Source organism: Pseudomonas maumuensis (genome assembly GCF_019139675.1).
Taxonomy (GTDB): domain Bacteria; phylum Pseudomonadota; class Gammaproteobacteria; order Pseudomonadales; family Pseudomonadaceae; genus Aquipseudomonas; species Aquipseudomonas maumuensis.
On the sequence record NZ_CP077077.1, the window covers coordinates 3417313 to 3443891 of the forward strand.

Here is a 26579-nt window from a genome sequence, read left to right on the forward strand (position 1 = left end):
CTGCACATCCCTTGTGCAGCCTGTGCCGGCCCATCGTCGGCAAGCCGGCGATGGGCCCCACGGCGACCCGTCACAGCAACAGGTTGCCCCGCTCCTCCTCGGTCAGTTGCGCCTTCGCCCGCTCGTCCAGCGCCCCCGCGCCCAGCACCTGCACCGGGCTCTGACGGTTGTACTGCGGATTGAGGCTCGCCCCATCCTGCCCCGGCACCAGCCGCTCGCCACCGAAGCCCAGCACCTGCACGGTGATCACCGACGGCTGGCGCTGGCGCGACGCGGCCTGTTGCTGGCGCCCCGCCTCCTCGGCCGCCTGGCTCGCCGACGACGCCGCGGCGCTGGCCGAAGCGATCGCCCCGGTATTCACCGCGGCCACCACCGGCATGCCCTTGGCATCGCCCTGCACCTGGATGTTCGCCGCGTTGACCACCTGCAGCGCGGCGATGTTGACGTTGCCCGACACGCGGATCCCCGCCTCGCCGGCATCGATGGTGCCCAACGGTGCGATCAGGTCGATATCCCCCGGCGCCACCTCGGCGATCGGGTTGAGCGTGGCGATGCCGGCGCCGGTGCTCGGCACGCTCGGCGCCAGGCCGACGTTGCCCCACAGGTCGTAGGTGCGCTTGGGCGGCGTGTACACCACGGTGGTCTTCGAGCCGCGACCGGCGTTGATGTCGCCCTGGGCCGACCAGCCGAGGATCGAGCCGCCGAAGGTGGTCATGATCCGGCTCTGGCCGAGCAGGATGCTGCCCTGGGAGTACAGCTGGATATCGCCGCTACCCTGGGTGATCACCCCGGCGGTGGACGGCGGCGCTTCGCCCTCGATGCCGAACACCTGCTGGCCACCCGGGGTCAGCACCTGGATGCCACCGCCGAAATCGGTGTGGATGCCCGCGCCGCCGTAGAAGGTGGCGCTGCCGTCGTAGCGGATCGGGTTGCCGGCCACGTCCTTGTCCGGGAACAGCGCGGCGATCGCCTGGCGACCGCGCAGGTAGCTGCCGGTACGCGGGCCGTTGACGTCGTTGTACTCGCGCCCGCCTTCGCGCAGCTCACTGAAGTAGACCTGCCGGGCGAAGATGCGCTGCTGCTCGGCGGGCAAGGCGGCAAAGAAGGCGCGGCTATCGGCGCGGTCGCCGCTGAAGCCGAAGCGCTCGCGCAGCCAGGCCAGCAGTTCCTGATCGTAGACCTTGAAGGCCTGGTCCGCCTGGCCCGGCTCGGCGGCCTGCCCAGCCCCAAGGTAGCGCTCGAGCAGGCGGTTGTAGTCCGGGCCGTTCTTGCCGGCGCCGACGACGATGGCGATAGCTGCGCCATCGTTGCCGCCAGCACTGCCATCGACCCGGCCGATACTGTTGATCGCCGCCTCCTGGTAAGCCGAGCCCACACCCTGGCCGGACTGGAACAGGTTGCGCCCGGCGACCACCTCCAATTGGCCGGGGCCGGCGACATTGAAGTTGCTCAGGCGAATGTCGCGCCCGGCGCTGATCAGCGAGACATCCAGGGCATCGCCATGGATGACCAGGTTGCCCGAGGAATAGACGTTGCCCTGGTCCCCCGCCACCATGCCCGGCGCGCCGAAGCGCTCGACACCCAGCGCCTTGCCGGCGTTGACGATGTCACGCCCGGCCATCACCCGCACCGGCCCCGCGCCCTGGTACAGCTTGAGCCCGGTCTGCTGGTACTCGATGATCTCGCCGGTGTTCAAGCCGACGATATCCCCGGCCAGGGCATAGAAGCGCGCAGGCGCCTGCAGCCGCGGCCCGGCCTTGTAGGTGTTCAAGCCATAGGCGAACAGCGGCGATGCATCCAGGCTCGCGGCGATATCCCCGCTCAGGTTGCTGGCGCGGTACACGTACGAGAAATCCTGGCCGAGCGTTGCCGGCCGTTGCGGCGTGGCGATGGCCGAGGTGTCGCTGCCCGCCTGGCTGATCACATAGCCGCCGGCATAGATCGACTCACCGGCGATCAACTGCAGGGCGCTGCGCGCCGAAGGTGCGGTCATCAGCGAATAGGCGGAGGTGGCGATGCCACGCTCGCTGGCCGAACTGCCGTAGTACAGGCTGCCGTTGGCCGCCGTCACCCGCAATGCCGTGGGGTAGAACAGGCGCCCACCGTAAAGCGGCAGGTTGCGGCCCGCACGCAGCTCATCGAAGCTCACCGGCGTGACATTGCCGCCCAGGGCGAGCATGTCCACGGCGGTGGTCTCGCGCCACAACGAGAACCAGCTGTTGCCCTGCCCGGCGTAGCGCACACCGTTGTCGCCGAGGAAGCCGGTCATGTTGAACTGCGGCACCCGGCCCGGGTCACCGACACCCTGCACGACCAGGTCGCCGCGGCTGTCCAGGCGCACGGCGGCATCGCCGGGCATGAGCGTCAGGCCCCCCAGCGCCGCAGCCTTGGTCGAGGTATACGGATCGTAGGCACGCGACTCGTTGCTGTCGTTGAAAGCGAAGCTGCTGCCATACACCTGTCTTACCACCCCAACGCTGCCCGCCTGGACATTCAGGGCACCGCGCAGGTTGACCAGCGTACCGCCCAGGTCGGGGGTGACCCGCGCCATCTCCAGGGCCGCGGACGCCGGGTTGATGCCACCAGCCACCCGCAGGTTCAGGTCGCCGCCGCCGGTCTGCACCAGGCGACCATCCTCGGCGATCCGGCCGCTGCCGCCGACCACCAGGTTCAGGCCCTGGCTGCGCTCGGCCTCGACGCCCGCGGTGTTGCTGGCCTGCAACAGGCCCGCCGAACCACCCACGCCGACGTCCAGGTTGCCACCCCCCAGGGTGCCGATGCCGGTGAAGCCCACCAGCCAAGGTTCGGCCACCAAGGCCTGGGGCTGCTGGGCGAAGGTGCCGAAGTTGACCCACCACGCCGCCGGGGTATCGGCACTGGTCTGCCCCTGGCGCCACAGCCAGTTGCCCACCGCGGCCGATGCTACTTGCGGCCTGGACAGGGCGCTGCCGGTCTTGCTCGCCACCAGGTTGCCGGTAAGGTCGCCCCCGGCCGTGATCCGCAGGTTGCCACCCTGCTCCGGATACCAGGCGCGGTACAGGCTGTCGGTCAGCGCCTCATAGGGCGCGCCGGCGCTGCCGAGCAAGCTGCCATCGGCCAGCCGGCCACGGGCGACCTGGTAAGGATCGCTGCCGCCACGCAGCAACGACGGCGCCTGGGTGCCGGCGGTGTAGACGCCGAACAGCGAGTCCATGCGCCAGTCCCCGGCACTGAGCAGGTCCAGATCGCCGGTGCCGGTACGTAGCACGCTGAACATCAAGGTCTGCGGCGTGACCTCGATACGCTCGGGTTCGGTTGGCGCGTCGATCTCCAGGCACCAGCCGGGGATGCTGCAGAATTCCATGTCGGCCTCGGCCACGGGGGTGCCGGGCTCCATGCCATAGGTGTTGTCCGGCCCCCAGACCCAGATTTTCTTGCCCCCCAGCGTCTGGTCCACGCACCAGCCGGCGATGTCGCACATCACCAGGTCCTCGGGCGCCACCGGCGTGCCCGGTTCCATGCCGTAGGTGTTGTCGGGGCCCCACACTTTGATGGTCTTCACCGCAGGCTCGCACCAACCGGCGATATCGCACAGCGCCAGATCCTCGGGGGCTACCGGGGTACCGGGCTCCATGCCGTAGGTGTTGTCCGGCCCCCAGACCATGCCGGTGCCGCCAGCTCCGCCACCGCTGCGCTTCTGCTGCGCGATGTAGTGCAGGTCGGCCAGGCGCAGCACGCCGGCATCGGTGTCGGCGCGGGTGATGCGGCTGTCGGCGGCGTCCAGGTCGGCGCCGGCCACCAGGCGCATCGACCAGGATTGCGAACCTTGCGGCAGCATCTGCGCCAGCGCCCAGTTGCGCCCCTGCTGGCCATTGCTTGCGGGGCGCAGCTCGATCAGATCTACGCCTGCGGCGAGCTTGACATCGGTGCCCGCCGGCAGCCGCGAGCCCACGGCCAGGGTAAGCGCGCTGCCTTGGGTGAGGCCACCACTGGGCAGGGCGATGCCCTTGCTCCAGATACCGCCCTGCACAGCCACGCTGACTGGCAGGCGGCTGCCGGCATCCAGGCGCGTGCCCGAACCCAGGGTGAGCGCCTCGCGCAGCAGCGTGCCGGCGGCGTACAACAGGTTGCCGCCAGCGTCGCGTACCGCGGCCTCGAGTACCGTGCCCGCGGGCAGGGTCAGCGGCGCCGACAGGCTCATGGCGCTGGGCAGGCGCAGGTTGGCCGGCAAGGTGGTGGCGGCGAACGGCAGGTCGAAGTTGAGCAGGCTGCCTTCGGGGAACTGCGTGCCCTCGGCAAGCTCGACGCCGCTGCGCGGGATCACCAGGTCGCTGTCGAACGGCTGCTTGCCGGGCAGCAGCAACCAGCCCTTGCCGTCCGTGCGTGTGTCGTCGGTGGCCAGGTCCACCGGCATGAAGCCGTCGCTGATGCTGCCATACACCTCCAGGTTGCCGCCGGCGCGCAGCACCAGGTTGCCCACCTCGCCCGAACCGTAAACGGCAGTCTTCGGCGTCAGCGGGTTGAGGCTGGCGTAGCGATGGCCGGACAGGTCCAGGTCGCCCTGCACCACCAGGTCGGTGGCGGCATCGACCGTGGCGATCTCCACCCCCGGGCGCAGGTGCAGGGCCTGGGCGTAGCGGGCGTTGTTCAGCCCGGCCAGGCGCACGTCGAGCAGGTCGCGGTTGCGCAGCAGGTTGTCGATGAACAGCACACTGAGGTCGTGCTTGCGGGTCAAGTAGTCCTGGTCGATGACCTGGATCGGCCGGCCACTGGCCGAGGTGCCGCCCGGCGCCGCGTCGGTGTAGCGCTGGTTGCCGATCACGGCGATGGAGCGCGCGCCGAGAATGTCCACCGGACCACGCACGTCGATGGCGATGTCGCCCGCCGTATCGCCGCCCAGGCGTGGGGCGATCAGCTCCAGGGTGCCGCGCTGGCGGCCATCGCCCTGCCCGGAGGCGGTGCCGTGGCGCAGGTCGATGCGTGCGCCGCTGGCCAGGGTCAACTGGCCCTGGCCGCTGTTGAGCTCGACCACGGCGCGGTTCGGCGCATCGATGATCGCGCCGTAGCTGTCGACCCGCAGCACACTGCCATGGGCGTCAAGCAAGGCCCCGGCGCCCAGGGTCAGGCCTCGATTGGCGGCCAGGCGGATGCTGCCGACCTGCTCGCCACTGGCATCGACGTGACCGTTGACCGTGAGCTGCCCGTTGTCCAGCGACACGTTGATCTGCTGGGCCTTGAGCTCATCGCCGATCACCAGGTCGCCCTGCTTGATCTGGAAGCTGCGCGCACCGAACACCTGGTCGCGGTTCAGGCGCTGGTTGAGGCCGGCAAAGTCGTCCAACTGCCGGGCGCGGATATCGACCACCCCGCCCGCGTACGGGACCTGCGTGCCGGCGGCGTCGTAACGGCCACTGGCCGCGCCGAGGATCTGGCCAAGCAGCTCGATGCGCCCGCCCTGCTCGCCCAGGGCGATGGCCGTCAGGCGCCCGGCGCGATTGCCGCGGGCACTGAGGTCGATCAGCGCGCCAGCGGCTTGGTGAATGTTGCCGAACTGGCTGCCCAGCACCAGCTCGCCGCCCCAGCTGTACTGAGTCACGTCGTTGAGGCTCAAGGTACGCCCGGCCAGGTCCAGCCGCGCGGCATCGCCCAGACGCAGGTCGTCCCGCGCCTGCAGGGTCAGGCGGCCGCTGGGCAGGCTGAAGGTGCCATCGACCAGCAGTTGCCGCGCCTTCAGGCTCAGCTCGGCGCCCAGGGCCTGACGACCGCTGGCAAGCAAGCCACCGCCGCCCTGTACGCGCAGGGTGCCACCGGCCTCGATACGATTGAGCGAGCCGGCGCTGCCGGTCCACAGCGGTGTGTCCACCAGCAGGTCACCGCCGCTGTAGGCGAAGCTGCCGTCGGCCTGGTAGTCGCCGCGGCGGTGGTGGACCAGCAGGCTGCCCTTGTGGTTGGCGCTCAGCTGATGGCTGGCGTGCAGTTCCACGCGGCTGAAGCCCAGGGTCTGGCGCGCCATGTCGGCGCTGCCATCGGGCTGGCTGTTGGCGCCGTAACCGAACTCCAGGTCCTTGACACGGATCGCCAGCACACCATCGCCACTGCCGGCCCCACCCGCGATCGGCGCGCCCGCGGCGTTGCGCGCACCGCTCCAGATCAGCCGTTCGGTGCGGATGGTCGCCTGGTCGCCCGCCTGGCCATGGCCATAAATGGCCGGCACGCCGAGCACCAGCGCCTGCAGGCGGTTCTTGCCGGTGACCGGGTCGTAGGTGTCGAGCGCCGTGGTGCCGAAGAAGTTCAGCGAGTCGGACGCCGCCAGGGTCAGGGTCTCCAGTGCCGGTACAGCCTCGGCCGGGCTGCCCTGCAGCAGGCGGTCGAGCACCTGCTGGTTGAGGGTCAGGCCCTGGCCCAGCACGCCGTCCGCCTGGGCGCGAGCCAGCGCCTGGGCGCTGCCGACGTTGATCCGCCCGACCGCCAGGCCCAGATGCCGGGTACCGAAGGCTACCCCGTCATCGAGGCTGAAGGTCTTGTCGGTGGCGGCGAACAACGAGCCGTCCGAGTACAGCCGGGTGGTGCCCTGGCAGCCGCCGGCGCTGCAACCGCCAATGAGGATGGAGCCTGGCGACCAGCTGCTGGTGAACTGCGACGACACCACATCCAGCCGGCCGTTGGACACCGCCAGCAAGGCACGGCCATTGCTGTTGATGAAGTAGCCGTCATCGGCATCGAACGGCACCGCGCCTCGACCAAGGGTGACGATCCCGGCCCCCTGCTCGACGACGATGCTGCCACGCGGGTCGTTGTTGGTCAGGAACACTTCACCGGCCTGCAGCACCGCCCCCGAACGCAGCCAGATATCACTGGTGCCTTCGAGGAAGGTCATCTGATTGCCGCCCTGGCCGTAGACCACATTGGCGCGACCGCCCAAGGTCAGCCGGGGTGCCTGCAGTGCATTGAGCTCGCGGGCCGACAGCACCGCGATGTTCTCGCCAATGGCCTGGCCGGCGCCACCATCGGCCACCACTTCAAGGCCACGGGCGCCGAACACCGCCGCGCTGCCGGCATGACCGCCTTCGGCGGCGGCGAAGTTCACCCGACCGGCGACGCGCAAGGTACTGGCGGCCTCGTTGTTACCCTGCACCCGCAGGTTCAGCCACTTGCCATCGGCCTCGACCGCCGCGCGCGGCACGCCTTTGGCCACGGCATCGGCACGGGCGAAGGCGGCGTAGGAGGTTTCGTTGTACTGCGAATAGCGCCGCAGCACGTCGCCCGAGGTCAGGATCACCTGGCTCGACAGCGGCTGGCGGATACCGGTGTTGGCCACCGACAGGCTGCCGGTGGTAGTCCAGGAGCCGTTGCGCATCGCCAGGCTGGTAGCGCTGCCCCCGGCCATGGCCAGGCCATTGAGCTCGACCCGGAACGCCCCCGGCAGCAGCGCAAAGCTGGCCGGCAGCAAGGTGTAGGTGCCCGCCGCCAGGCCGGGAACGCTGCCATCCAGGGTGATCTGCTGGCCGATCCCCGGCGCCGTCACGCCGGCCTCGCCGGTCACCGGCGCGTAAGAGCCGGTGAAGCTCGGCACAATGGCGTAGACCGGGTTGCTGCCCAGCGTGGGCAGGACCAGGCGGCCCTCGCCATCGAGTTGCATCAGCGGATGGTAGCGGGCGTCGGTGGAGCCACCACGCCCGGAGACGAAGCCGGCGCCGGTCAGCGTGCCGCCTCCGGACAGGTCGATCAGCGCGTCCTGGCGGATGTCGATGGACTTGCCGTTGAGCGATACCCCGTACAGGCTGTCGCCCGCCGCGCCCAGCAGCTTCACCGCCTGGCCACCGAACAGGTAGCTCAGGCCATCCACCGTCCCGCCGTAGGGCATGACCAGCCCTGCCGCGCTGACCGAGGTGATGCTGCCCGGCAGCAGGGTGACGGACTGGGTGCCACCCGTTTCCTGCCCCAGCGACAGCCCGCCCAGGGGCGCGCGCAGCACACCGCCCTGCTCGACCTTGCCGGCGACCAGCGCCAGCCGGCCGAACACCGAGAACGGCTGGTCGGGTGTGCCTTGCCCGGCCCTGCCGATGCGCAAGATGGCATCGCTGCCCGTCTCGATCTGGCCGAAGGCACCGGTGGTCGGGTAGATCTGCGCGGCGATCAGCTCCAGGTCGCGACTACTGCGCAACAGCGTACGGTCGATAGCATCGTTGACCTTGCCCAGCACTCGCAGGTCACCCTCGCTGCGCAGGCTGCCCAGGGCGAAACTACGGCGGTCAAAGTCCAGCGTGCGCCCCGCGCTCAAGGCCAGGCTGCCATGAGCGCCCAGGGTCAGCGCATCGCGCAGATCCAGCAGATGAGCATCGACCTGGAGCTGCGCCGAACTGTCCTGCGTGGACAGCCCGCCCTTGATTGTCGGCCGGGTCGCGGCATCCGTGTTGTGATGGTTGCTGCCGGCAAGCCGCACATAGGGCGCCTGCAGGTGGACGCGGGCATCGCCGGCGCTCCCCTGGGCCAGCACCAGCGAGCCGGTGTACAGCTGCAGGCTGCGGGCCATGCGCAGCTCGAGGTCGCCGTCGAACGCCACCACGCCGTCGCTGAGCAGCGAGAGGCTGTCGAAGCCGCCTGCGTTGATCCTGGCGACGTCGAGCCTTCCCTGGCCATAGCGCAGCGTGCCGGCGTCGACATTGCCCGCGCCTTGGGCAAGGATCAGCTCGCGGGGTGCCTTGACCCCGTCGACCAGGCTGCCGTTGAGGTAGAGACCGCTATCCAGCGCCACCTCCAGGCTGCCGCCCGCTGCACCAAGACCACCGGAAGCGGCGCTGAAGCTGCCGTTCAGGCGCAGCCCGTGGCTCGACGCCAGGCTGATGCGCCCGCCGTTGCTGGCCACGGCCAGCGGCCCCTGGCCACGGATATCCAGCGTGGCCTGGGCACCATCGGCGCGCAGGCGGGCACCTTCGGCCATGTCCAGGAACAGGTAGGCGCCGTTGCTGGTGCCCTGGTCATGGTCGATCTGCCCACCGATAACGATGCTGCCGCCAGCGTCGACCCGACCATAACGGCGGCCTTGCGCATCCAGGGCGGTGACCGCCCGCCCGGACACATCGATCAGGGCCTGCTCACCCAGGCGGATCGAGCGCTGGTGCGCCCCTTCCGTCACCCCGGAGTCCATGGTCGGCAACCATTGCTGCAGCAGGCTGACACTGCCGCCCCAGGCATTGAGGGTACCGTTCAGGTTCAACTGCGCGGTGCTGGTCAGGCTGATGGACTGCAAGGGGTCGACGCTGATCGTCGCGCCGCGCCCGACCTCGAGCACCGCCGCCTCACGGCTCGCCTGGTCGAAGCGGCTATCGCCCGCCGCCAGGGCCAGGCTGGCGCCAGCGCGCGGCTCCAGCTTGCCGGCCACCGCGTTCTGCGCCAACAGCGGCGCCAACACGATCAGCGCCGGATCGCCGAGCGGCCGGCTGGAGTCGAGCTGCTCCACTGGCCGGGTGACGTCGATACGGCTGCCGGCGGCCACGCTCAGGCCATGGTTGCCGGTGATGGCGTAATGCGCGAAACCACGGTTGAAGAAATCCTCGGCCAGATGCACGCCGGTCTCGCCCTGCGCGCTGCCCCCCAGGCTCACTCGGTCGGCGGCCACGGTCAGGGTGCCCGCACCGCTGCTGCCGTAGCCGCGCAGCTCACCGTCGAGGCGCATCCTGCCGGTCCCGGCGCTGTTCAACGCGCTGCTCTGCAAGGTCAGGTTGCCGCCACTGCCACCGAGCAGGCGGTTGGCTTCGCGGCGTATCACACCGCCGGACACGTCCAGCACGCTGGCGCTGTCCAGCAGCACATCGCCGCTGCTGCGCAGGCTCAGGCTGCCACCGTTGCGCCAGGCGCGTTCGCCAGGGTCCGTGCCTTCGCTGCGCAGACCGCTGACATCCAGGCGCACCCCGGCGCCCACGCCGACCTGCGCGCGCAGCCCTGCCGGGGTGGCCAGCGCCTGGTCCTGCAGGCTGGCGAGAACACGCTGGCGGAGCACATCGCCCAGGACCATCTGCCCGCCCCTGGCGGTCAGGTCGGCATTGACCTGGACCTGCGAGGCATAGAGGGTCAGGCTGCCGCCATCGGCCAGGCGCACGGCATCATCGACCTCGATGCGCCGCTGGGCGGCAACGCTCAAACCACCCAGCTCCAGACCGTTGAGCCAGTCGCTGTCGAGTGCCAGCTGGCCACGGCGCCGCTCGTCCAACGGTGCCTGCAGGCCGACGTCGGCGCTCTGCCCCCCGGCGCCCTGGCGTATCAACACCTGCTGCATGACCGGGGTCAGGCTGAAGCCGAGCTCCTTGGCGTCGCTGAGGTAGCCGGGCAGCTGTTGGCCGATAACCAGCTGCGCGCCCTGGGCCCGGGCGCTGTGTACCTGGGTATAGCCGTCGCGCCCGCGTACTGGTGCCTGCACCTGGCGCTCGTCCTGCCAGGTCTGGCCGATCAGCTGGCCGTCGAGCAGCGCGCTCTGGGTCGCCACCACCAGGCTGCCGGCGTCACGGCCCACGGTATAACCCTGCTCGTAGCGCTGGCCGGGGGCAATCAGCGGGTTGTAGAAGGTGCGGGTCTGGTCCCAGCGCGCGCTATGCGCCTCGTAGCCGTTGTACAGGCCGGTGTAGAGCAAATCGCCCGGGGCCTTCGACAACTCGTAAAGTCGGCCGTCCGCACCGCGCAGCCAGCTCTGGCGGATGTAGCCGTCCTGTACCGCCAAGGTGCCGCCGGACAGGTTGATCTCGGCGCCGGCGCGGGTCACCAGGTCCTGGCCGGTGAAGGTCACCGTGCCACCCTGGGCCATCCACTCGCCGACGCTGTGGTTGCGCGTGCCCAGGTAACCGCCCACCTCGAGCAGGCCACCGGCGGTGTACCAACGCTCGCTGGCATAGCCGTTGATGCCTTTCTCGACATGCACCAGCTCACGCACGTCCACCCACACATCGCGGTTGATCAGGCCGCCCTTGTCGCGGTTGCCGGCCGCATCGCGCTGCTCGTTGCCCTGCACGTTGATCTTGATGACATTGCTTTCCATCGCCACCTTGACCCCAAGGGCCCCGGCCACGTCGATGCGCGCGCCATCGTCCACCAGGCTGCGCAGCCCGGCGCTGACGGCCACCTGGCCGCCGGTGGCCAGGGTCAGGGCGCCTTCCTGAAAATGCACGGTGCCGCCACTGACCACCTCCACCCGCGACTGCTCGGGGCGGTCGATGACCTTGCTCAGGTTGTCGAAGCGGCCCGTGGCGTTGTTGCCGCTGACCCCATCCACACTCTGCCGCGAGGCCTCGCGCTGGCTGTCCAGGGCCTGACTGTCGTCGAGCAGTACGGCGGTGACGCTGCCCTTGCCGAAACTGACCGTGCCGCTGGAATCGCTGGCCGAGTTGAGCAGGTGGATGCTGCCGCGCCGGTCCACCGCTGTGCTGGCAAGGGCCACGCCATCCTGGCGCACGGCATGGCCGGTCAGGGTGATATCACCGCCCGCCGCCTGGATCAGTCCGTTGTTGACCACGCTGCCGGAGCTGCTGCCGGGCTTCAGGCTGCTGGCGACCTCATTGCCGCGGGTGGTGGAGTATGCGTTGGCCTGGGTGCCCCTGCCCCGGCGGATGTAGAAGTCGTCGCCGGCGGCAAGCGTGGCTTGGCCCTGGGGGGTGATGATCTGGCCTGCGTTGTTCACCTCGCTGCCCAACAGCAGCACATAGCCGCCGCCCTCGGTGGAGGTGGCTGGGGCGCGGGTCTGCACTTGCGCCCCCCGTTCGACCACGACCTTGCCGCCGGCCTGGGTAAAGGTGGCCTGGCTGCCATTGTTGTCGACATACAGCCCACGCTCACGGAACTGCTCGTCGCTGACCTGCGCCGCCGCCGCCACCAGGTTGCGCACGTTGACCTGGCTGCTGCCGTTGAACACCACGCCGTTGCGGTTGACCAGCATCACCGTGCCCTGGGCCTCGATCTGGCCGTGGATCTGGCTCGGCCGGGCGTTGGGGTCGTTGACCCGGTTGAGCACCGCCCACTGGGCTTGCTGGTCGAACTTGACCGTGGTGTCGCGGCCAACGTTGAAGGTCTCCCAGTTGAGGATCGCCTTGTCGGCGGTCTGCTCGATCAGCACCTGGGTCTTGCCGCCCACCTGACTTTGCTGTGGCGCCTTGGCGTTCTGCCAGCCCTTGGTCAGCGGGTTCTCGTCGACCTTCAGGCCGCCCTCGCCCAGGCCGTTGGGTACGGTTTGCGGCTGCACCTGCGCCAGGGTGCGGCCGGCGGCCTGCGCCGCCTGCTGCGCGGCGATGGCGGCCACGGTGTTGTCGAGGTTGCCCAGCGAACGTTGGAACCGTTGCTGCAGGCGCTGCTGCTGGGCCAGCGGTGGCGGCGTACCGGGCAGTTGCACCTGGCCCCCTCCCGCGCCGCCACCGGTTGCGGGCGCGGCACCCTTGGCCGCGAACCAGGCCGAACTGAACGGCTGCGCGGCCTGGGCCGTACCCGCCAGCATCAACAGCGCGACGGCCTGGGCCAACGGCTTGAGCAGCAACGGCGCATGCCCCTCAGGCTGGTGGCGGCGCTGGGAGACGGTGGCTGGCAGGGGTGGCTGGTACTGGCCGCGCGACATCGCAGGGTTCCTTGTGCTGGGTCTTGGAGGTCTAGTCGGTGCGGCTGTGATGCCGCTTTGCCATAAGGCAGCTGGCCCGGGTTCGGACCGAAGCTTTGTCACGCAAAGTTCATCTGCCTGGGATACGCGCACACGCGAAAACCGACGGTGCCGTGCCGGCCACCGTCGGTTGTCAGCCCGTTGCGGGCCTGGCGTTTCGCGTGACGCTTACAGACGGCCGATACCGTTGCAGACCGAAGCGTTGGCGATGTTGGTGCCTTCGTTGTAGCCGTTGTCCAGGAACACCTTCTTGATCTCGGCGGCGTAGGCGGCCGGCAGGCTGACGAAGGAGTGCTGGGCGATGGTGGCGGCCTTGGTACCGGTGTACAGGTCGTTCAGGAAGCTGCGGATGGCGGTGGCATCGGCGGCGGTCTGGTAGCACTGGCCGACCAGCAGGTTGGTGTAGCCGACGATTGGGTAGCCCGAAGTCGGTACCACGCCACCGGCGTTGAAGATCGGTACCCACTTGCTTGGGTCGGCGCGGTCGGCGGCGGTGCTCGGGGCGACAGCGGTACCCAGGGCAGTGCGGGCGTTGGCGGCGGTCGGCAGCGGCGCGGTGCCGGCGGCCATGGCGTTCTTGCTGACGCGGGCGACCACGGCGTTGTTGGCGGTGGCGACATAGTCAGGGCTGACGTAGCCGATGGTGCCATCGGTGGCGTTGACCGCGTTGACCACGTCGGCGCTGCCGGCGACGGCTTGCCAGGTGGCCGGTTCGCTGCCCACGTTGGCGGTGGTGAAGGTGCTGCTGACCACGAAGGACGATGGGCAGGAATCAGCCAGGAAACGCGACAGCAGCTCGGTGGTGCCGCTGCTGCCGGAACGGTAGATGACCTTGATCGGCGTGGTGTCGGCGGTGCCCAGCAGCTGACCCCAGGTGGTGGTGGTGCCGGAGAACACGCCGCACAGCTGGGCGCCGGTCAGTTGCAGGTTGGTCACGCCCGACTTCTTGTAGGGAATGGCAACGGAGGTGCCCACCGATGGGATCTGCACCAGCTTGCCCCAGGTGGCGGCCTTGCTGCTGTTGTAGGTCGACAGCTCCGAGGCGCTCAGAACCGAGTCGCTGCCGGCGAAGTCGACGTTGGTGCCGGCTGGCTGGTTGATCGAGGCCGCTGCGTTGGTCAGGAACGCCGTCTTGCCGCCACCGCTGCCGACACCGGTGTAGCTGAAGTCGGCCGGCAGCAGGCGTGGCAGGCTCGAGGTGCCGTTGTAGAGGTTTTCCGGCAGGGTGGCGCCGCCACCGACAACAGCAGCCATGGATTGGGCCGAAGCCAGGGTAGCAGCCACCAGGGAGGCGGCGATCACAGTACGCTTAAACATGAAGCAATCTCCTATCGTCGTGTTCATACGTTGAGTGGGTCGCGCATTGCTATGGCCACAGGCCGTATACCCTGATCCAGAGGGGCTGAAGGCCTGTCGACGAAAGCCACATTCGCAGCTTGTGGTGACAGGCAAAGGAAAAAACATCGGGAGTTCGACGGGGAAAAGCTCGGGGGTCGCGGGGCGTTACTTCAGCATTACGCACTGGCGCTGGAAGCAGGGCCAGGCAGTACGGGCAGGAGCAGTCTGGAGGATGGACATCGACGCACTCGGGTGTTTGCAGCGAGGGCGAAAAAAGATCTGGCCGAGGTCGGTAGGCCACCTTTTCTGGCGATGCGCCGCCGACGCAACGCATCGCCAGGCCGGCTCCCACAGCGACCGCGCCGGCCTCAGGCCGTGCGCCATCCTGGTGGGAGCTGGCTGCGCGGAGGTATCGTGCGTCAGAACGCGTAGCGCGTGGTCAGCATGAAGTTGCGTGGGTCACCGTAGTAACCGCCGTTGTAGAAGCCCAGGTTGTTGAAGTACTTCTTGTCGGTGAGGTTGTTGCCGTTGAGGGTCACCGACAACTGCTCGGTCACCTGGTAGCGCGCCAGCGCATCGAGGGTCAGGTAGTTCGACTGGGTGTAGCGAATGGTCTCGCCCGCCGCCACCGGGCTGTCCAGGTCCTTCCAGATCTTGCTCTGCCAGTTGGCCGAGCCGCCCACGGTAAGCTTGTTCCACACCCCCGGCAGGCGGTAGGTGGTGGACAGGCGCAGCAGGTTCTCCGGCTCGATGGTGGAGATCTTGTCGCCCTCGCCATCGCGGGTGATGCGGTGGGTAAAGCCACCCTGCACATGCCAGTCCGGGGTCAGCTCGCCCGCCACTTCCAGCTCGAAGCCACGGGTCTTGGCGCCCTGGATCGCCCGGTAGATGCCACGGTTGGTGGCCGGGTCGGTGCGGTCGAGCTCAGCGAGGTTGTCCTGGCGAACCTCGAACAGCGCCAGGCTGGCGTTGAGACGCCCGTCGTAGAACTCGCCCTTCAGGCCCAGCTCATAGGCGTCGCCCTCCTCCGGCTCGATCATCTTGCCGTTGGCGTCCCGCTCGGTCTCGTGCGGTTTGAAGATGCTGGTATAGCTGCCATACACCGACCAGTTGTCGTCCAGGTCATAGACCACGCCGGCATAGGGTACGACCACGCCGTTCTCTTCCAGGTCCTGGGTCTTGCTGCGCTGGCCGCTGGTGGTGTCCAGGCGGGTGCTGTCGAGCTGCCAATTGGACAGGCGCCCACCGAGGATCACCGACAGTTTGTCGGTGGGCTTGAAGCGGCCGGTCAGATAGGCCGCGTCTTCCTGCACGCGGGTGTCGACCTTCGACAGCGGACGCCCCCAGTCGGGCTCGCTGAACTCGCCGCGCCACTGGTAGATGTTGGCGCCGCCGAACAGGAACGGCCAGTTGCTTTCGTGGGCGCGCACATCGCGGTGGGAAACACCCGCTACCAATTCGTGCTCACGCCCCAGCAACTGGAACGGGCCACTGGCATACAGGTCGTAGGCGTTCTGCTCGGTCTGGTAGCGGTAGCGCCCCAGCCACACGCCCATGCCGGCCCCGGTGGCGGCATCGGGGTAGCCGTTGGCCGCCGAGCCCAGGCGCATCGGCGCATCGGTCTCGCTGCGCGTGGCCGAGGCCTTGAGCGTCCAGTCGTTGGCCAGGCGCTGCTCGAGGGTGACGAACAGGTTGTCGGCGGTATTGTCCCAGGCACTCCATTTGGCCCCGGGGTTGAACGAGCGCGACATGCCAAAGCGGTTGCCCTGGCTGTCCAGCAAAGGTGTCGACGGCCCCCAGGACGAACCTTCCGGGCGGTTGCTCTGGCGGCTCAGGCCGACGCTGAGCAAGGTGTCATCGCTGAGGTCGGCCTCGACGATGCCGTACATCACCTGCTTCTTCTCGGACAGGTTGTCCATGAACGACTGGCCGTCCTCGTAGGCCGTGACCAGGCGCCCGCGCACGTTGCCGTCCGGCGTCAACGCGCCGCCGATGTCGAACTCGCCACGGTAAGTGTCCCAGCTGCCGGCACCGAGCGATACATAGCCGGACAACTCGCGGGTCGGCCGCTTGCGTACCAGGTTGACGGTCGCCGACGGGCTGCCGAAACCGCTGAGCAGGCCGGTGGCGCCACGCAGCACCTCGACCCGGTCGTAGATCACCAGGTCGGTCTGGTCGATGCCATTGCCGAAGCGGAAGGCCGCCGGAATGCCATCGACCTGGAAGTTGTCGATGTCGAAGCCACGGGCCTTGAAACTGGCGCGGTTGCTGTCGAGCTTGGTGACGGTGACGCCAGGCGTCTTGCCCAGCACATCGCTGATGCTGGTGAGGTTCTGGTCATCCATCTGCTGGCGGGTGATGACCGTGACCGACTGCGGCGTTTGCCGTGGCGACAAGGCCATGCGCGTGGCGGTACGGCTCGCGCCAGTGGTGTAAGACCCGCTGTCTTCGGTGGTCTCGCCCAGCGCGGTGTCGGTGATGGCGGTGGCGCCCAGCTCCAGGGTGCCCTTGCCGCTGGCGGTTTCGGCCCAGGCCGGGCCGGCCGGCGCGACAAGGCTTGCCGCGAGGATGGCCAGTGCCAGCGGATGACGCTGGCGGACGGTGGTGGCGTTCCCTGCCCTTTGAACCGTGTTCAGAGAGTGCTGTCGTTGCACGCTTGTCGACCCCTAGTTGTTGTGTCTGCTCGATGCAGGTGGGGCTAATCACTGGCGATTGTTGTGGTTGTGCGCACGTTCTGCGACGGCTGCGGCGCATGCTAGAGTTTTTACGATTTTTTTACAATTGTGAATAATTCGCAATAATTGGATCCAGGCAAAGAAATGTAACAGCCCGCCATTCGGCAACCCCGGCGAACGCGACTAGGCTCAACCGCATGTGATGCCGGGCCCCTCTGACGGTTTGCGCCGCCATGTCGGAATCACTGTTGCCATGCAACGTCGACAATCAAGGAGGGGCTCATGACAGCTCTGCACACATTCCTCTTTACACCTTTTCTCGGCACCAGCACCTGGTTGTGGCTGGTCTTCATCACCATCGTCATCGCCTTGCTGGTCCTCGACCTCGGCGTGCTGCACCGCCAGGACCGCGAGATCGAGATGCGCGAAAGCCTGCTGCTGTATTCGGGTTATTTCAGCGTCGGCGTGCTGTTCGGCGTATGGGTCTGGTATGAGCTCGGGGCACAGCCGGCGCTGGAGTTCTATACGGGTTTCCTGGTCGAGCAGTCGTTGTCGATGGACAACGTGTTCGTCATGGCGATGATCTTCAGCTTCTTCGCCATCCCCCGCCGCTATCAGCACCGCGTGCTGTTCTGGGGCATCCTCGGGGTGGTGGTGCTGCGGGCGATCATGATCGGCGTGGGCGCCGCGCTGGTGCAGCACTTCGCCTGGGTGCTGTATATCTTCGGCGCCTTCCTGCTGTTCACCGGGGTGAAGATGGCCCTGTCCAAGGACGACGCCCACCCGGACCTGGCCAACAACCCGGTGCTGCGCTTCGTGCGTCGGCACATGCGGGTAACCGACCAGCTGCATGGCCGGCACTTCTTCGTCCATCTCACGCCGCCCGGAACCGACCGCGCCATCCGCTATGCCACGCCGCTGTTCCTGGCCCTGGTGCTGATCGAGCTGGCCGACCTGGTGTTCGCCGTCGACAGCGTGCCGGCGATCTTCGCCATCACCCAGGATCCGTTCATCGTCTACACCTCGAACATCTTCGCCATCCTCGGCCTGCGCTCGCTGTACTTCGCCCTGGCGGCGCTGATGCACCGCTTCGTCTACCTCAAGTACGCGCTGGCGTTGGTGCTGATCTTCATCGGCTGCAAGATCTTCTGGCACGGGCTGGTGGGCAAGGTACCGGCCGGGATTTCGCTGGGGGTCACGTTCGGGCTGTTGCTCGGCGGCGTGCTGCTGTCGTTGCTGCGCACGCGCAATCAGCCGCAACCCGACGCCCCGCAGCAAGCGCAGGACGCACCAGTGCCTACAGGGGACACGCCGACCTCCATCCCCACCGACAAGAATCCCGAAAAGAAAGGCCCGCACCTGCGGGTCTGATCAGGGCGCGAGCCCCTCGACGATGATCACCTGCGCCATCGCCGCGCCCTGGCGATGGCGGCAGGCCTCCTGGTACAGGTCCGAGCGATAGCAGGCCACGGCCTGCTCATAGGAATCGAATTCGATCACCACGCTGCGCTGCGGCGTCGCCCGCCCCTCCAGCGCCTCGCTGCGGCCGCCCCGGGCCAGGAATCGCCCGCCAAAGGCGACGAACGCCGCCGGCGCGCGCTGGGTGTATTGCAGGTATTGCTCGGGGTCGGTGACATCCACGTGGGCGATCCAGTAGGCCTTCATTCGTCGCGCTCCTGTTGCATGGTCATTTTCGTATTATGGTATACCATAAAACTTTCTTGACCAGCATGAGCGTGCAACATGGCCTTCAACAACATCGAAGAACTTCTCGAGGACTATCGCCAGGGCCGGATGGTCCTGCTGGTGGACGACGAGGACCGGGAAAACGAAGGCGACCTGCTGATCGCCGCCGAGCGCTGCGACGCCCAGGCCATCAACTTCATGGCCCGCGAGGCGCGTGGCCTGATCTGCCTGACGCTGACCGACGAGCACTGTCAGCGCTTGGGCCTGGAACAGATGGTCCCGACCAACGGCAGCGTGTTCAGCACCGCCTTCACCGTATCGATCGAGGCCGCCAGTGGCGTGACCACCGGCATCTCCGCCGCCGACCGGGCGCGCACCGTCGCCGCGGCCATGGCCGCCGACGCCCGCCCCGAAGACCTGGTACAGCCAGGCCACATCTTCCCCCTGCGCGCCCGCGAAGGCGGCGTGCTGACCCGCGCCGGGCACACCGAGGCCGGTTGCGACCTGGCCCGCCTGGCAGGCTTCAGCCCGGCATCGGTGATTGTCGAAGTGCTCAACGACGACGGCAGCATGGCCCGCCGGCCGGACCTGGAAGTGTTCGCTGCCCGCCACGGCATCAAGATCGGCACCATCGCCGACCTGATCCACTACCGGCTGAGCACCGAGCAGACCATCAAGCGCATCGGTGAACGCGCATTGCCCACGGTGCATGGCACGTTCCGCCTGGTCACCTACGAAGACCGCATTGAAGGCGGCGTGCACATGGCCATGGTCATGGGCGAGATCCGCCGCGAGCAGCCCACCCTGGTGCGCGTGCATGTGATCGACCCGCTGCGCGACCTGGTCGGTGCCGAATACGCAGGCCCGGCCAACTGGACGCTGTGGGCGGCGCTGCAGAAGGTCGCCGAGGAAGGTGCCGGGGTGGTGGTAATCCTAGCCAACCACGAGTCCTCCCAGGCCTTGCTCGAACGCGTGCCGCAACTGACGCAACCGGCTCGGCCCTACCAGCGTGGCCAGTCGAAGGTCTACTCGGAGGTCGGCACCGGGGCGCAGATTCTGCAAGACCTGGGCGTGGGCAAGCTACGTCACTTAGGGCCGCCGCTCAAATACGCCGGGCTTTCCGGGTATGAGCTGGAGGTGGTGCAAAGCATCCCGTTCGAGGGCAATTGATTTCACGTGGCTGCAAGCTCTGTCTGTCAGCTGGCTCCCACAGGGACCTCGCAATCCTAAGACCCGCGCCGTATCTGTGGGAGCCGGCTTGCCGGCGATGGGCCGCAAAGCGGCCCCTATCGCCACGCGGAGTGATGGCCGGTCAACGCCGACCTCTTGCGAAAAGCTTGGAATACCATAATATGACATTCCGTAGACCTTGATTCTGCCGGCCGCACCTACACTGTCATGACGGCCACGCTCCACCCGTTTGACGCTGCTCCCCGAACATGATTGGCGGGCGACAGAAGCCCGCCTCGAATAACAAAAGCAACGAGGGCGTAACCATGCTGTTGAGCAAACGAGTAACCGCAGTGCTGTCCGCCAGCCTGCTGACCCTGGCCTGCCAGGCCACCCAGGCGGCCGACAGCCTGAACTTCGTCAGCTGGGGCGGGACCACCCAGGATGCGCAGAAGGCCGCATGGGCCGAACCCTTCAGCAAGGCGTCCGGGATCAAGGTGGTGCAGGACGGCCCCACCGACTACGGCAAGCTCAAGGCCATGGTCGAAAGCGGCAACGTGCAGTGGGACGTGGTCGATGTCGAAGCCGACTTCGCCCTGCGCGCCGCCAGCGAAGGCCTGCTCGAACCCCTCGACTTCAAGCAGATCCAGCGCGACAAGATCGACCCGCGCTTCGTCTCCGACCATGGTGTCGGCTCGTTCTTCTTCTCCTTCGTGCTCGGCTACAACGAGGGCAAGCTCGGCGCCAACAAGCCGGTGGACTGGTCCGCCCTGTTCGACACCAAGACCTACCCCGGCAAGCGCGCCCTGTACAAGTGGCCCAGCCCCGGCGTGCTCGAACTGGCCCTGCTGGCCGACGGCGTGGCGCCAGACAAGCTCTACCCACTGGACCTGGACCGCGCCTTCAAGAAGCTCGACACCATCAAGAAAGACATTGTCTGGTGGGGCGGCGGCGCCCAGTCGCAGCAACTGCTGGCCTCGGGTGAAGCCGCGCTCGGGCAGTTCTGGAACGGCCGCGTGTATGCCTTGCAGCAAGACGGCGCGCCGGTCGGCGTGAGCTGGAAGCAGAACCTGGTCATGGCCGATTTCCTGGTCATCCCCAAGGGCGCGAAGAACAAGGACGCAGCCATGAAGTTCCTGGCCAACGCCAGCAGCGCCGAAGGCCAGGCCGAGTTCGCCAACAAGACCGCCTACGCCCCGGTCAACGTCGACAGCGTGGCCAAGCTCGACAAAGACCTGGCGCCGAACCTGCCGACCGCCTACGCCCAGGACCAGGTGACCCTGGACTTCGCCTACTGGGCGAAGAACGGCCAGGCCATCGCCGCCCGCTGGAATGAGTGGCTGGTCAAATGAAAGTCGCCATCAATGCCCTGCACAACGCGCAAGGTGCCCCCAGCGGCACCGGCGCTCCCGGGGCGGCCGAGCGTCGCCCGCCCATCAGCCAACGCTGGCGCGGCAGCCGCAACCTGCTGCCGGCGCTGCTGTTCCTCGGCCTGTTCTTCTTCGCCCCGCTGGTCGGCCTGCTGCTGCGCGGGGTGCTGGAGCCCGAGCCGGGCCTTGGCAACTATGCGCAACTGTTCGCCAACTCGGCCTATGCCCGGGTACTGTTCAACACCTTCTCGGTGGCCGGCCTGGTCACCCTGATCAGCGTGCTGCTGGGCTTCCCGCTGGCCTGGGCAATCACCTTGGTGCCCAAGGGCTGGGGCCGCTGGCTGCTGAACATCGTGCTGCTGTCGATGTGGACCAGCCTGCTGGCGCGCACCTACTCGTGGCTGGTGCTGCTGCAGAGTTCGGGGGTGATCAACAAGGTGTTGATGGCGCTGGGCATCATCGATGCGCCGCTGGAGATGGTGCACAACCTCACCGGCGTGGTGATCGGCATGAGCTACATCATGATCCCGTTCATCGTCCTGCCGCTGCAGGCGACCATGCATGCCATCGACCCGATGGTGCTGCAGGCCGGCTCGATCTGCGGCGCCAGCCCCTGGACCAACTTCTGGAAGGTGTTCCTGCCGCTGTGCCGCTCGGGGCTGTTCTCCGGCGCGCTGATGGTGTTCGTGATGTCGCTCGGTTACTACGTCACCCCGGCCCTGCTCGGCGGCGCGCAGAACATGATGCTGCCCGAGTTCATCATCCAGCAGGTGCAGTCGTTCCTCAACTGGGGCCTGGCCAGCGCCGCCGCCGCGCTGCTGGTGGTGATCACCCTGGTGCTCTTCTACCTGTACCTGAAGCTGCAGCCGGAGTCCCCGGTCGGCAACGCGAGGTAAACCGCCATGCTGCTTTCCCCCAATGCCATGGGTCGCCCGCTGCGCACCGGGCTGTACCTGACCACCGGGCTGATCGCCGCCTTCCTGCTGCTGCCGGTGGTGTTCATCATCCTGCTGTCGTTCGGCTCGTCACAGTGGCTGGTGTTCCCGCCACCGGGCTGGACCTTCAAGTGGTACGCGCAGTTCTTCGCCAACCCCGAGTGGATGGACGCGGCGCTGGCCAGCCTCAAGGTGGCGCTGCTCACCACCTTCGCCGCCGTGGCACTCGGCCTGCCCACCGCCTTTGCCCTGGTGCGCGGTCGCTTCCCGGGCCGCGAGCTGCTGTACGGGCTGTTCACCATGCCGATGATCGTGCCCCTGGTGATCATCGCCGTGGCGGTGTACGCGCTGTTCCTCAAGCTGGGCTACACCGGCACCTTGTTCGCCTTCGTGGTGAGCCACGTGATCGTCGCCCTGCCCTTCACCATCATCTCGATCATCAACTCGCTCAAGCTGTTCGACCAGTCCATCGAGGACGCCGCGGTGATCTGTGGTGCCTCGCGCCTGCAGGCGATCGTCAAGGTGACCTTCCCGGCGATCCGCCCGGGGATGATCGCCGGCGGCCTGTTCGCCTTCCTGGTGTCGTGGGACGAGGTGGTGCTGAGCGTGATGATGGCCAGCCCCGACCTGCAGACCCTGCCGGTGAAGATGTGGACCACCCTGCGCCAGGACCTGAGCCCGGTGATCGCGGTGGCCTCGACGCTGCTGATCGGCCTGTCCCTGCTTGTGATGTTCATTGCCGCCGCCCTGCGCCGGCGCGCCGAAAACGCCTGACTGCCCGGAGACAATGACAATGAGTGCAGTGATCAAAGACGATACGCGCAACCAGACCCTGGTCAGCCTGCGCGGCCTGAACAAGCACTACGGCGACTTCACCGCCGTGGACAACCTCGACCTGGAAATCCAGGACGGCGAGTTCCTCACCTTCCTCGGCTCCAGCGGCTCGGGCAAGTCCACTACCCTGTCGATGCTGGCCGGCTTCGAGACGCCCAGCAGCGGCGAGATCCTGGTCGACGGCCAGTCGCTGGTCAACGTGCCGCCGCACAAGCGCGACATCGGCATGGTGTTCCAGCGCTACTCGCTGTTCCCGCACCTGAACGTGCGCGACAACATCGGCTTCCCCCTGGCCATCCGCAAGCTCGGCGCCGACGAGACCCGCAAGCGCGTGGAGGCGATGCTCAAGCTGGTACGCCTGGAACCCTTCGCCCACCGCAAGCCCTCGCAGATGTCCGGTGGCCAGCAGCAGCGCGTGGCGATCGCCAGGGCGCTAGTGTACGAGCCGCGCATCCTGCTTATGGACGAGCCGCTCGGCGCGCTGGACAAGAAACTGCGCGAAGACCTGCAGGACGAATTGCGCCAACTGCACCGACGCCTGGGCATCACCATCGTCTACGTGACCCACGACCAGGAGGAGGCGATGCGCCTGTCCCAGCGCATCGCCATCTTCAGCCATGGCCGCATCGTCGGCCTGGGCACCGGCTACGACCTCTACCAGAACCCGCCGAATGCCTTCGTCGCCTCGTTCCTGGGCAACTCCAACTTCTTGCGCTTCACTGCCAGCGGCAACGGCGCCGGGCACTTCGAGGGCCAGCCGGTGGCGGTGCGCCTGACCCCGGGCCTGGCCAACGGCCAGGAAGCGCTGATCATGGTGCGCCCGGAGAAGGCCCTGGCGCTGACCGTCGAGCAAGCGGCGCGCGAACCCTTGCCGGCAGGCTGGAACGAAGTCACCGCCACGGTCGCCGAGCTGCTGTTCCTCGGCGAAAGCCAGACCTGCCACGTGGTCACCCAGGGCGGCACGGCGCTGACGGTCAAGGCGCTGTCCGCCGCCGGCATGCCCATGCGTCCAGGCGACCCGGTCAAGGTGCGCTGGGCGGTGGCGGATGCGTGCATCTACACCGAATGGGCCGAGAGCGACCTGAGCAAGGGCGCTGGGGCACATTGAGCAAAGTGGGGGCTGCTGCGCAGCCCTTTCACCGGTGTACCCGCGGTAGGCCGCCTGGCTTATCCGCCTGCCAGCAAGCTGCGATCGAACATGAATGCCCCGCCGCCCTGCGGGGTATGCAGGTATAGCTGCTGGGGCCGCCCAAGCCTGGGCTGGATCTTCTCTCCGGTGTCTTGCACCCAGCCTTCGCTCTTCATGCGCTCCAGCCGTTTGCGCAGCGAGGTGTTGTTGACCGCCTGCCCCACGCATGCCTCTACCGCTGCCAGGGCATCCAGCACGGTGAACCGCTCCGGTGTCAGGTAAAACGGCAGATTGCTGTACACGGACTTGGCTTCGAGCCGTTGATGGGCCCGCTCGACGAGCAGGCGATGATCGAACGGCAGCGACAGCTCATTGCTCAGCACGCTTCGCAGGTCGAAGAACGCAACCTGCGAGCCCTCGAGCTCCAGTTCGACCGCCGGATCGAGCAACGCCAGATAGTAGGTACTCAAGGTCCAACCGCGCGGATCGCGAACGGCATTGCCCTCGGTGCCAACCTGCTCCAGGTGGCGCGGACGCACCCTGGCCTTCTCCGCCAGGGCCCGACCGGCGGCGGCATCGAGGTTGTTATCCACGGTACGGCCATTGACGACGACACCCGGCAAGGCCCATTGGCCCTTGTAGGGCTCGCGCTCGCGCAGGTGCAGCAACACCTCCAGACGCTGGCTGTGAGGCGACAGGCGCAGGGCGACGATATCCACGCTGGCCAATACTTCTGCGGTACTCACGGTACGGCTCCTCTTGTAAATGCCGCCATATTCCACCAGAGCAACTAAGTCTTTCAAGCACTGATTAGCAATTGAAGTCAGCCTTGACATACTTATAGCACCAGGTGAAATATATAGGCATTCCCAGCCGAAGAGGTCCGCCCATGATCATCGCCAGCTTCGACGTCGACGCGCAGAACGGCTTTACCGACAATGCACCCCAGGAGTTGCCGGTGCCCGGCGGCCACCTGATCGCCCCCGCGCTCAATGCCATGGCTCAACGCGCCACGCTACGCCTGGGCAGCAAGGACGCCCACCCGGCAAACGCCGCCTGGGTGGTCGCCGAAGCCGCCCAGATGCTGCAACCGCTGGCCCTGGCCAACGCCGACCTGACCTGGGTCAGCCACTGCGTGCCCGGCACCCGAGGTTTCGAGCTGCTGCCAGGCCTGCCCGCCCCCATCGACTACGACTATTTCGTCTGGAAAGGCGTCGAACCCGACCTTCACCCCTACGGCGCCTGCTACCACGACCTGGCCGAACGCCGCTCCACCGGTGTCATTGAGTTCCTCAAGGTGCAACAGGTACAGGCGATCATCGTCGGCGGCCTGGCACTGGACTACTGCGTGCGCACCACCGCCCTGCAACTGCGCCGCGCCGGTTTCGAGGTGTTGCTGTACCTGCCGGCCTGCCGCGCACTGAGCGTCGAGGGCGCACAGGCTGCCTGCACTGCAATGGCCAATGCCGGCATCCACTTGTGCGGCGACGAACAGGCCCTCGACGACCAGCTCACCGCTCTCAAGGAGGCTCGCCCATGAGCGACAGCGTTTTCGGCCCCCGGATCATCCAGAATCTGCTGGACACCGACTTCTACAAGATCACCATGATGCAGGCGGTGCTGCACAACTACCCCAACGCCGAGGTGGAATGGGAATTCCGCTGCCGCAACAACGAGGACCTGGCGCCCTACCTCGCCGAGATCCGCTACCAGGTCGAGCAGTTGGCCGATGTGTCGATCACCCACGACCAGTTGGCCTACCTGGAGAAGATCCCGTTCATCAAGCCGGACTTCATCCGCTTCCTCAGCCTGTTCCGCTTCAACCTGCGTTATGTGCAGGTGGGCCTGGACGACGCCGGGCAGCTGGCGATCCGCTTGCGCGGCCCCTGGTTGCACGTGATCCTGTTCGAGATCCCGCTGCTGGCGATTGTCAGTGAAGTGCGCAACCGCTATCGCTACCGCGAGGTGATGATCGAACAGGTCGGCGAGCGCCTCTACCAGAAGCTCGACTGGCTCAAGGCCGAAGCCAGCGGCGACGAGCTGGCCGGCCTGCAACTGGCCGATTTCGGCACCCGCCGGCGTTTCTCCTACCGGGTGCAGGAAGAGGTGGTACACATCCTCAAGCGCGACTTCCCCGGACGCTTCGTCGGCACCAGCAACGTACATCTGGCCCGCGAGTACCAGGTCAAGCCCATCGGCACCATGGCCCACGAATGGTTCATGGCCCACCAGCAGCTCGGCCCGCGTCTGGTGGACAGCCAGGCCGCCGCCCTCGAGTGTTGGGTGCGCGAGTACCGCGGCCAACTGGGCATCGCCCTGACCGACTGCATCGGCATGGACGCGTTCATGAAGGACTTCGACCTGTACTTCGCCAAGCTCTTCGATGGCCTGCGCCATGACTCGGGCGAACCGCTGGCCTGGGCCGAGAAAGCCATCGCCCACTATGAGCGGCTGGGTATGGACCCAAAGGGCAAGACCCTGATCTTCTCCGACGGACTGGACTTCGAGAAGATGCTGACCCTCTACCGCGCCCTGCACGGGCGGATCAACGTCAGCTTCGGTATCGGCACCAACCTGACCTGCGACATTCCCGGGGTCACGCCGATGAACATGGTGATCAAGATGACCGCCTGCAACGGTGCGCCGGTGGCGAAGATTTCCGACAGCCCGGGTAAGACCCAGTGCCGGGACGAGAACTTCGTGGCGTACCTGCGGCATGTGTTTAACGTCCAATAACCCCGGGGCTGCCATGCAGCCCTGTCGCCGGCAAGCCGGCTCCCACAGGGTAGGCACTGCGGTCCAAGGTTTTTCACCAAGGCCCTCGTTGCCACG

General features: G+C 67.3%; 13 protein-coding genes. 8 read left to right on the top strand and 5 right to left on the bottom strand.

Annotated elements, in window-relative coordinates:
• Nucleotides 1-70: 70 nt before the first annotated feature.
• The 3 genes from KSS90_RS15215 to KSS90_RS15225 form a co-directional block, all read right to left on the bottom strand.
• Complete coding sequence (locus KSS90_RS15215; RefSeq protein ID WP_217866226.1) at nt 71-12571, bottom strand: putative filamentous hemagglutinin family protein; 12501 nt, start codon at nt 12569-12571, stop codon at nt 71-73.
• A gap of 207 nt (nt 12572-12778) precedes the next feature.
• Nucleotides 12779-13927 (bottom strand): substrate-binding domain-containing protein, encoded by a 1149-nt coding sequence (locus KSS90_RS15220; RefSeq protein ID WP_217866227.1) that lies wholly within the window; start codon nt 13925-13927, stop codon nt 12779-12781.
• A 440-nt stretch (nt 13928-14367) separates the two neighbouring features.
• Nucleotides 14368-16602 (bottom strand): TonB-dependent siderophore receptor, encoded by a 2235-nt coding sequence (locus KSS90_RS15225; protein WP_225933087.1) that lies wholly within the window; start codon nt 16600-16602, stop codon nt 14368-14370.
• 303 nt (nt 16603-16905) lie between these two features.
• On the opposite strand from KSS90_RS15225, the gene KSS90_RS15230 reads away from it, so the two are divergent.
• Nucleotides 16906-17994, top strand: a complete 1089-nt coding sequence (locus KSS90_RS15230; RefSeq protein WP_217866228.1) for a TerC family protein — start codon at nt 16906-16908, stop codon at nt 17992-17994.
• On the opposite strand, the gene KSS90_RS15235 is transcribed toward KSS90_RS15230, so the two are convergent.
• A complete protein-coding gene (locus KSS90_RS15235; protein WP_038705893.1) occupies nt 17995-18288 on the bottom strand; it encodes a DUF1330 domain-containing protein in 294 nt (97 codons plus the stop codon).
• A gap of 78 nt (nt 18289-18366) precedes the next feature.
• On the opposite strand from KSS90_RS15235, the gene ribBA reads away from it, so the two are divergent.
• The 5 genes from ribBA (at nt 18367) to KSS90_RS15260 (ending at nt 23726) form a co-directional block, all read left to right on the top strand.
• Nucleotides 18367-19479, top strand: coding sequence for a bifunctional 3,4-dihydroxy-2-butanone-4-phosphate synthase/GTP cyclohydrolase II (ribBA, locus tag KSS90_RS15240; RefSeq protein WP_217866229.1), 1113 nt, complete (start codon nt 18367-18369; stop codon nt 19477-19479).
• 326 nt (nt 19480-19805) lie between these two features.
• Nucleotides 19806-20831, top strand: a complete 1026-nt coding sequence (locus KSS90_RS15245; protein ID WP_217866230.1) for an ABC transporter substrate-binding protein — start codon at nt 19806-19808, stop codon at nt 20829-20831.
• Nucleotides 20828-21745 (top strand): ABC transporter permease, encoded by a 918-nt coding sequence (locus KSS90_RS15250; RefSeq protein ID WP_111532250.1) that lies wholly within the window; start codon nt 20828-20830, stop codon nt 21743-21745. The genes KSS90_RS15245 and KSS90_RS15250 overlap by 4 nt, the downstream gene beginning before the upstream one ends.
• Nucleotides 21746-21751: 6 nt before the next feature.
• Nucleotides 21752-22558, top strand: a complete 807-nt coding sequence (locus KSS90_RS15255; RefSeq protein WP_046856011.1) for an ABC transporter permease — start codon at nt 21752-21754, stop codon at nt 22556-22558.
• Nucleotides 22559-22577: 19 nt separating this feature from the next.
• On the top strand, nt 22578-23726 hold the full coding sequence (locus KSS90_RS15260) for an ABC transporter ATP-binding protein (protein WP_217866231.1): 1149 nt from the start codon (nt 22578-22580) through the stop codon (nt 23724-23726).
• A gap of 59 nt (nt 23727-23785) precedes the next feature.
• On the opposite strand, the gene KSS90_RS15265 is transcribed toward KSS90_RS15260, so the two are convergent.
• Entirely contained in the window at nt 23786-24493 is a 708-nt protein-coding gene (locus KSS90_RS15265) for an NUDIX hydrolase (protein WP_217866232.1), read from the bottom strand.
• Nucleotides 24494-24636: 143 nt separating this feature from the next.
• On the opposite strand from KSS90_RS15265, the gene KSS90_RS15270 reads away from it, so the two are divergent.
• Together KSS90_RS15270 and pncB are read left to right on the top strand one after the other, a co-directional pair.
• A complete protein-coding gene (locus KSS90_RS15270) occupies nt 24637-25287 on the top strand; it encodes a nicotinamidase (RefSeq protein WP_217866233.1) in 651 nt (216 codons plus the stop codon).
• Nucleotides 25284-26483, top strand: a complete 1200-nt coding sequence (gene pncB / locus KSS90_RS15275; RefSeq protein ID WP_217866234.1) for a nicotinate phosphoribosyltransferase — start codon at nt 25284-25286, stop codon at nt 26481-26483. The genes KSS90_RS15270 and pncB overlap by 4 nt, the downstream gene beginning before the upstream one ends.
• Nucleotides 26484-26579: the final 96 nt, after the last annotated feature.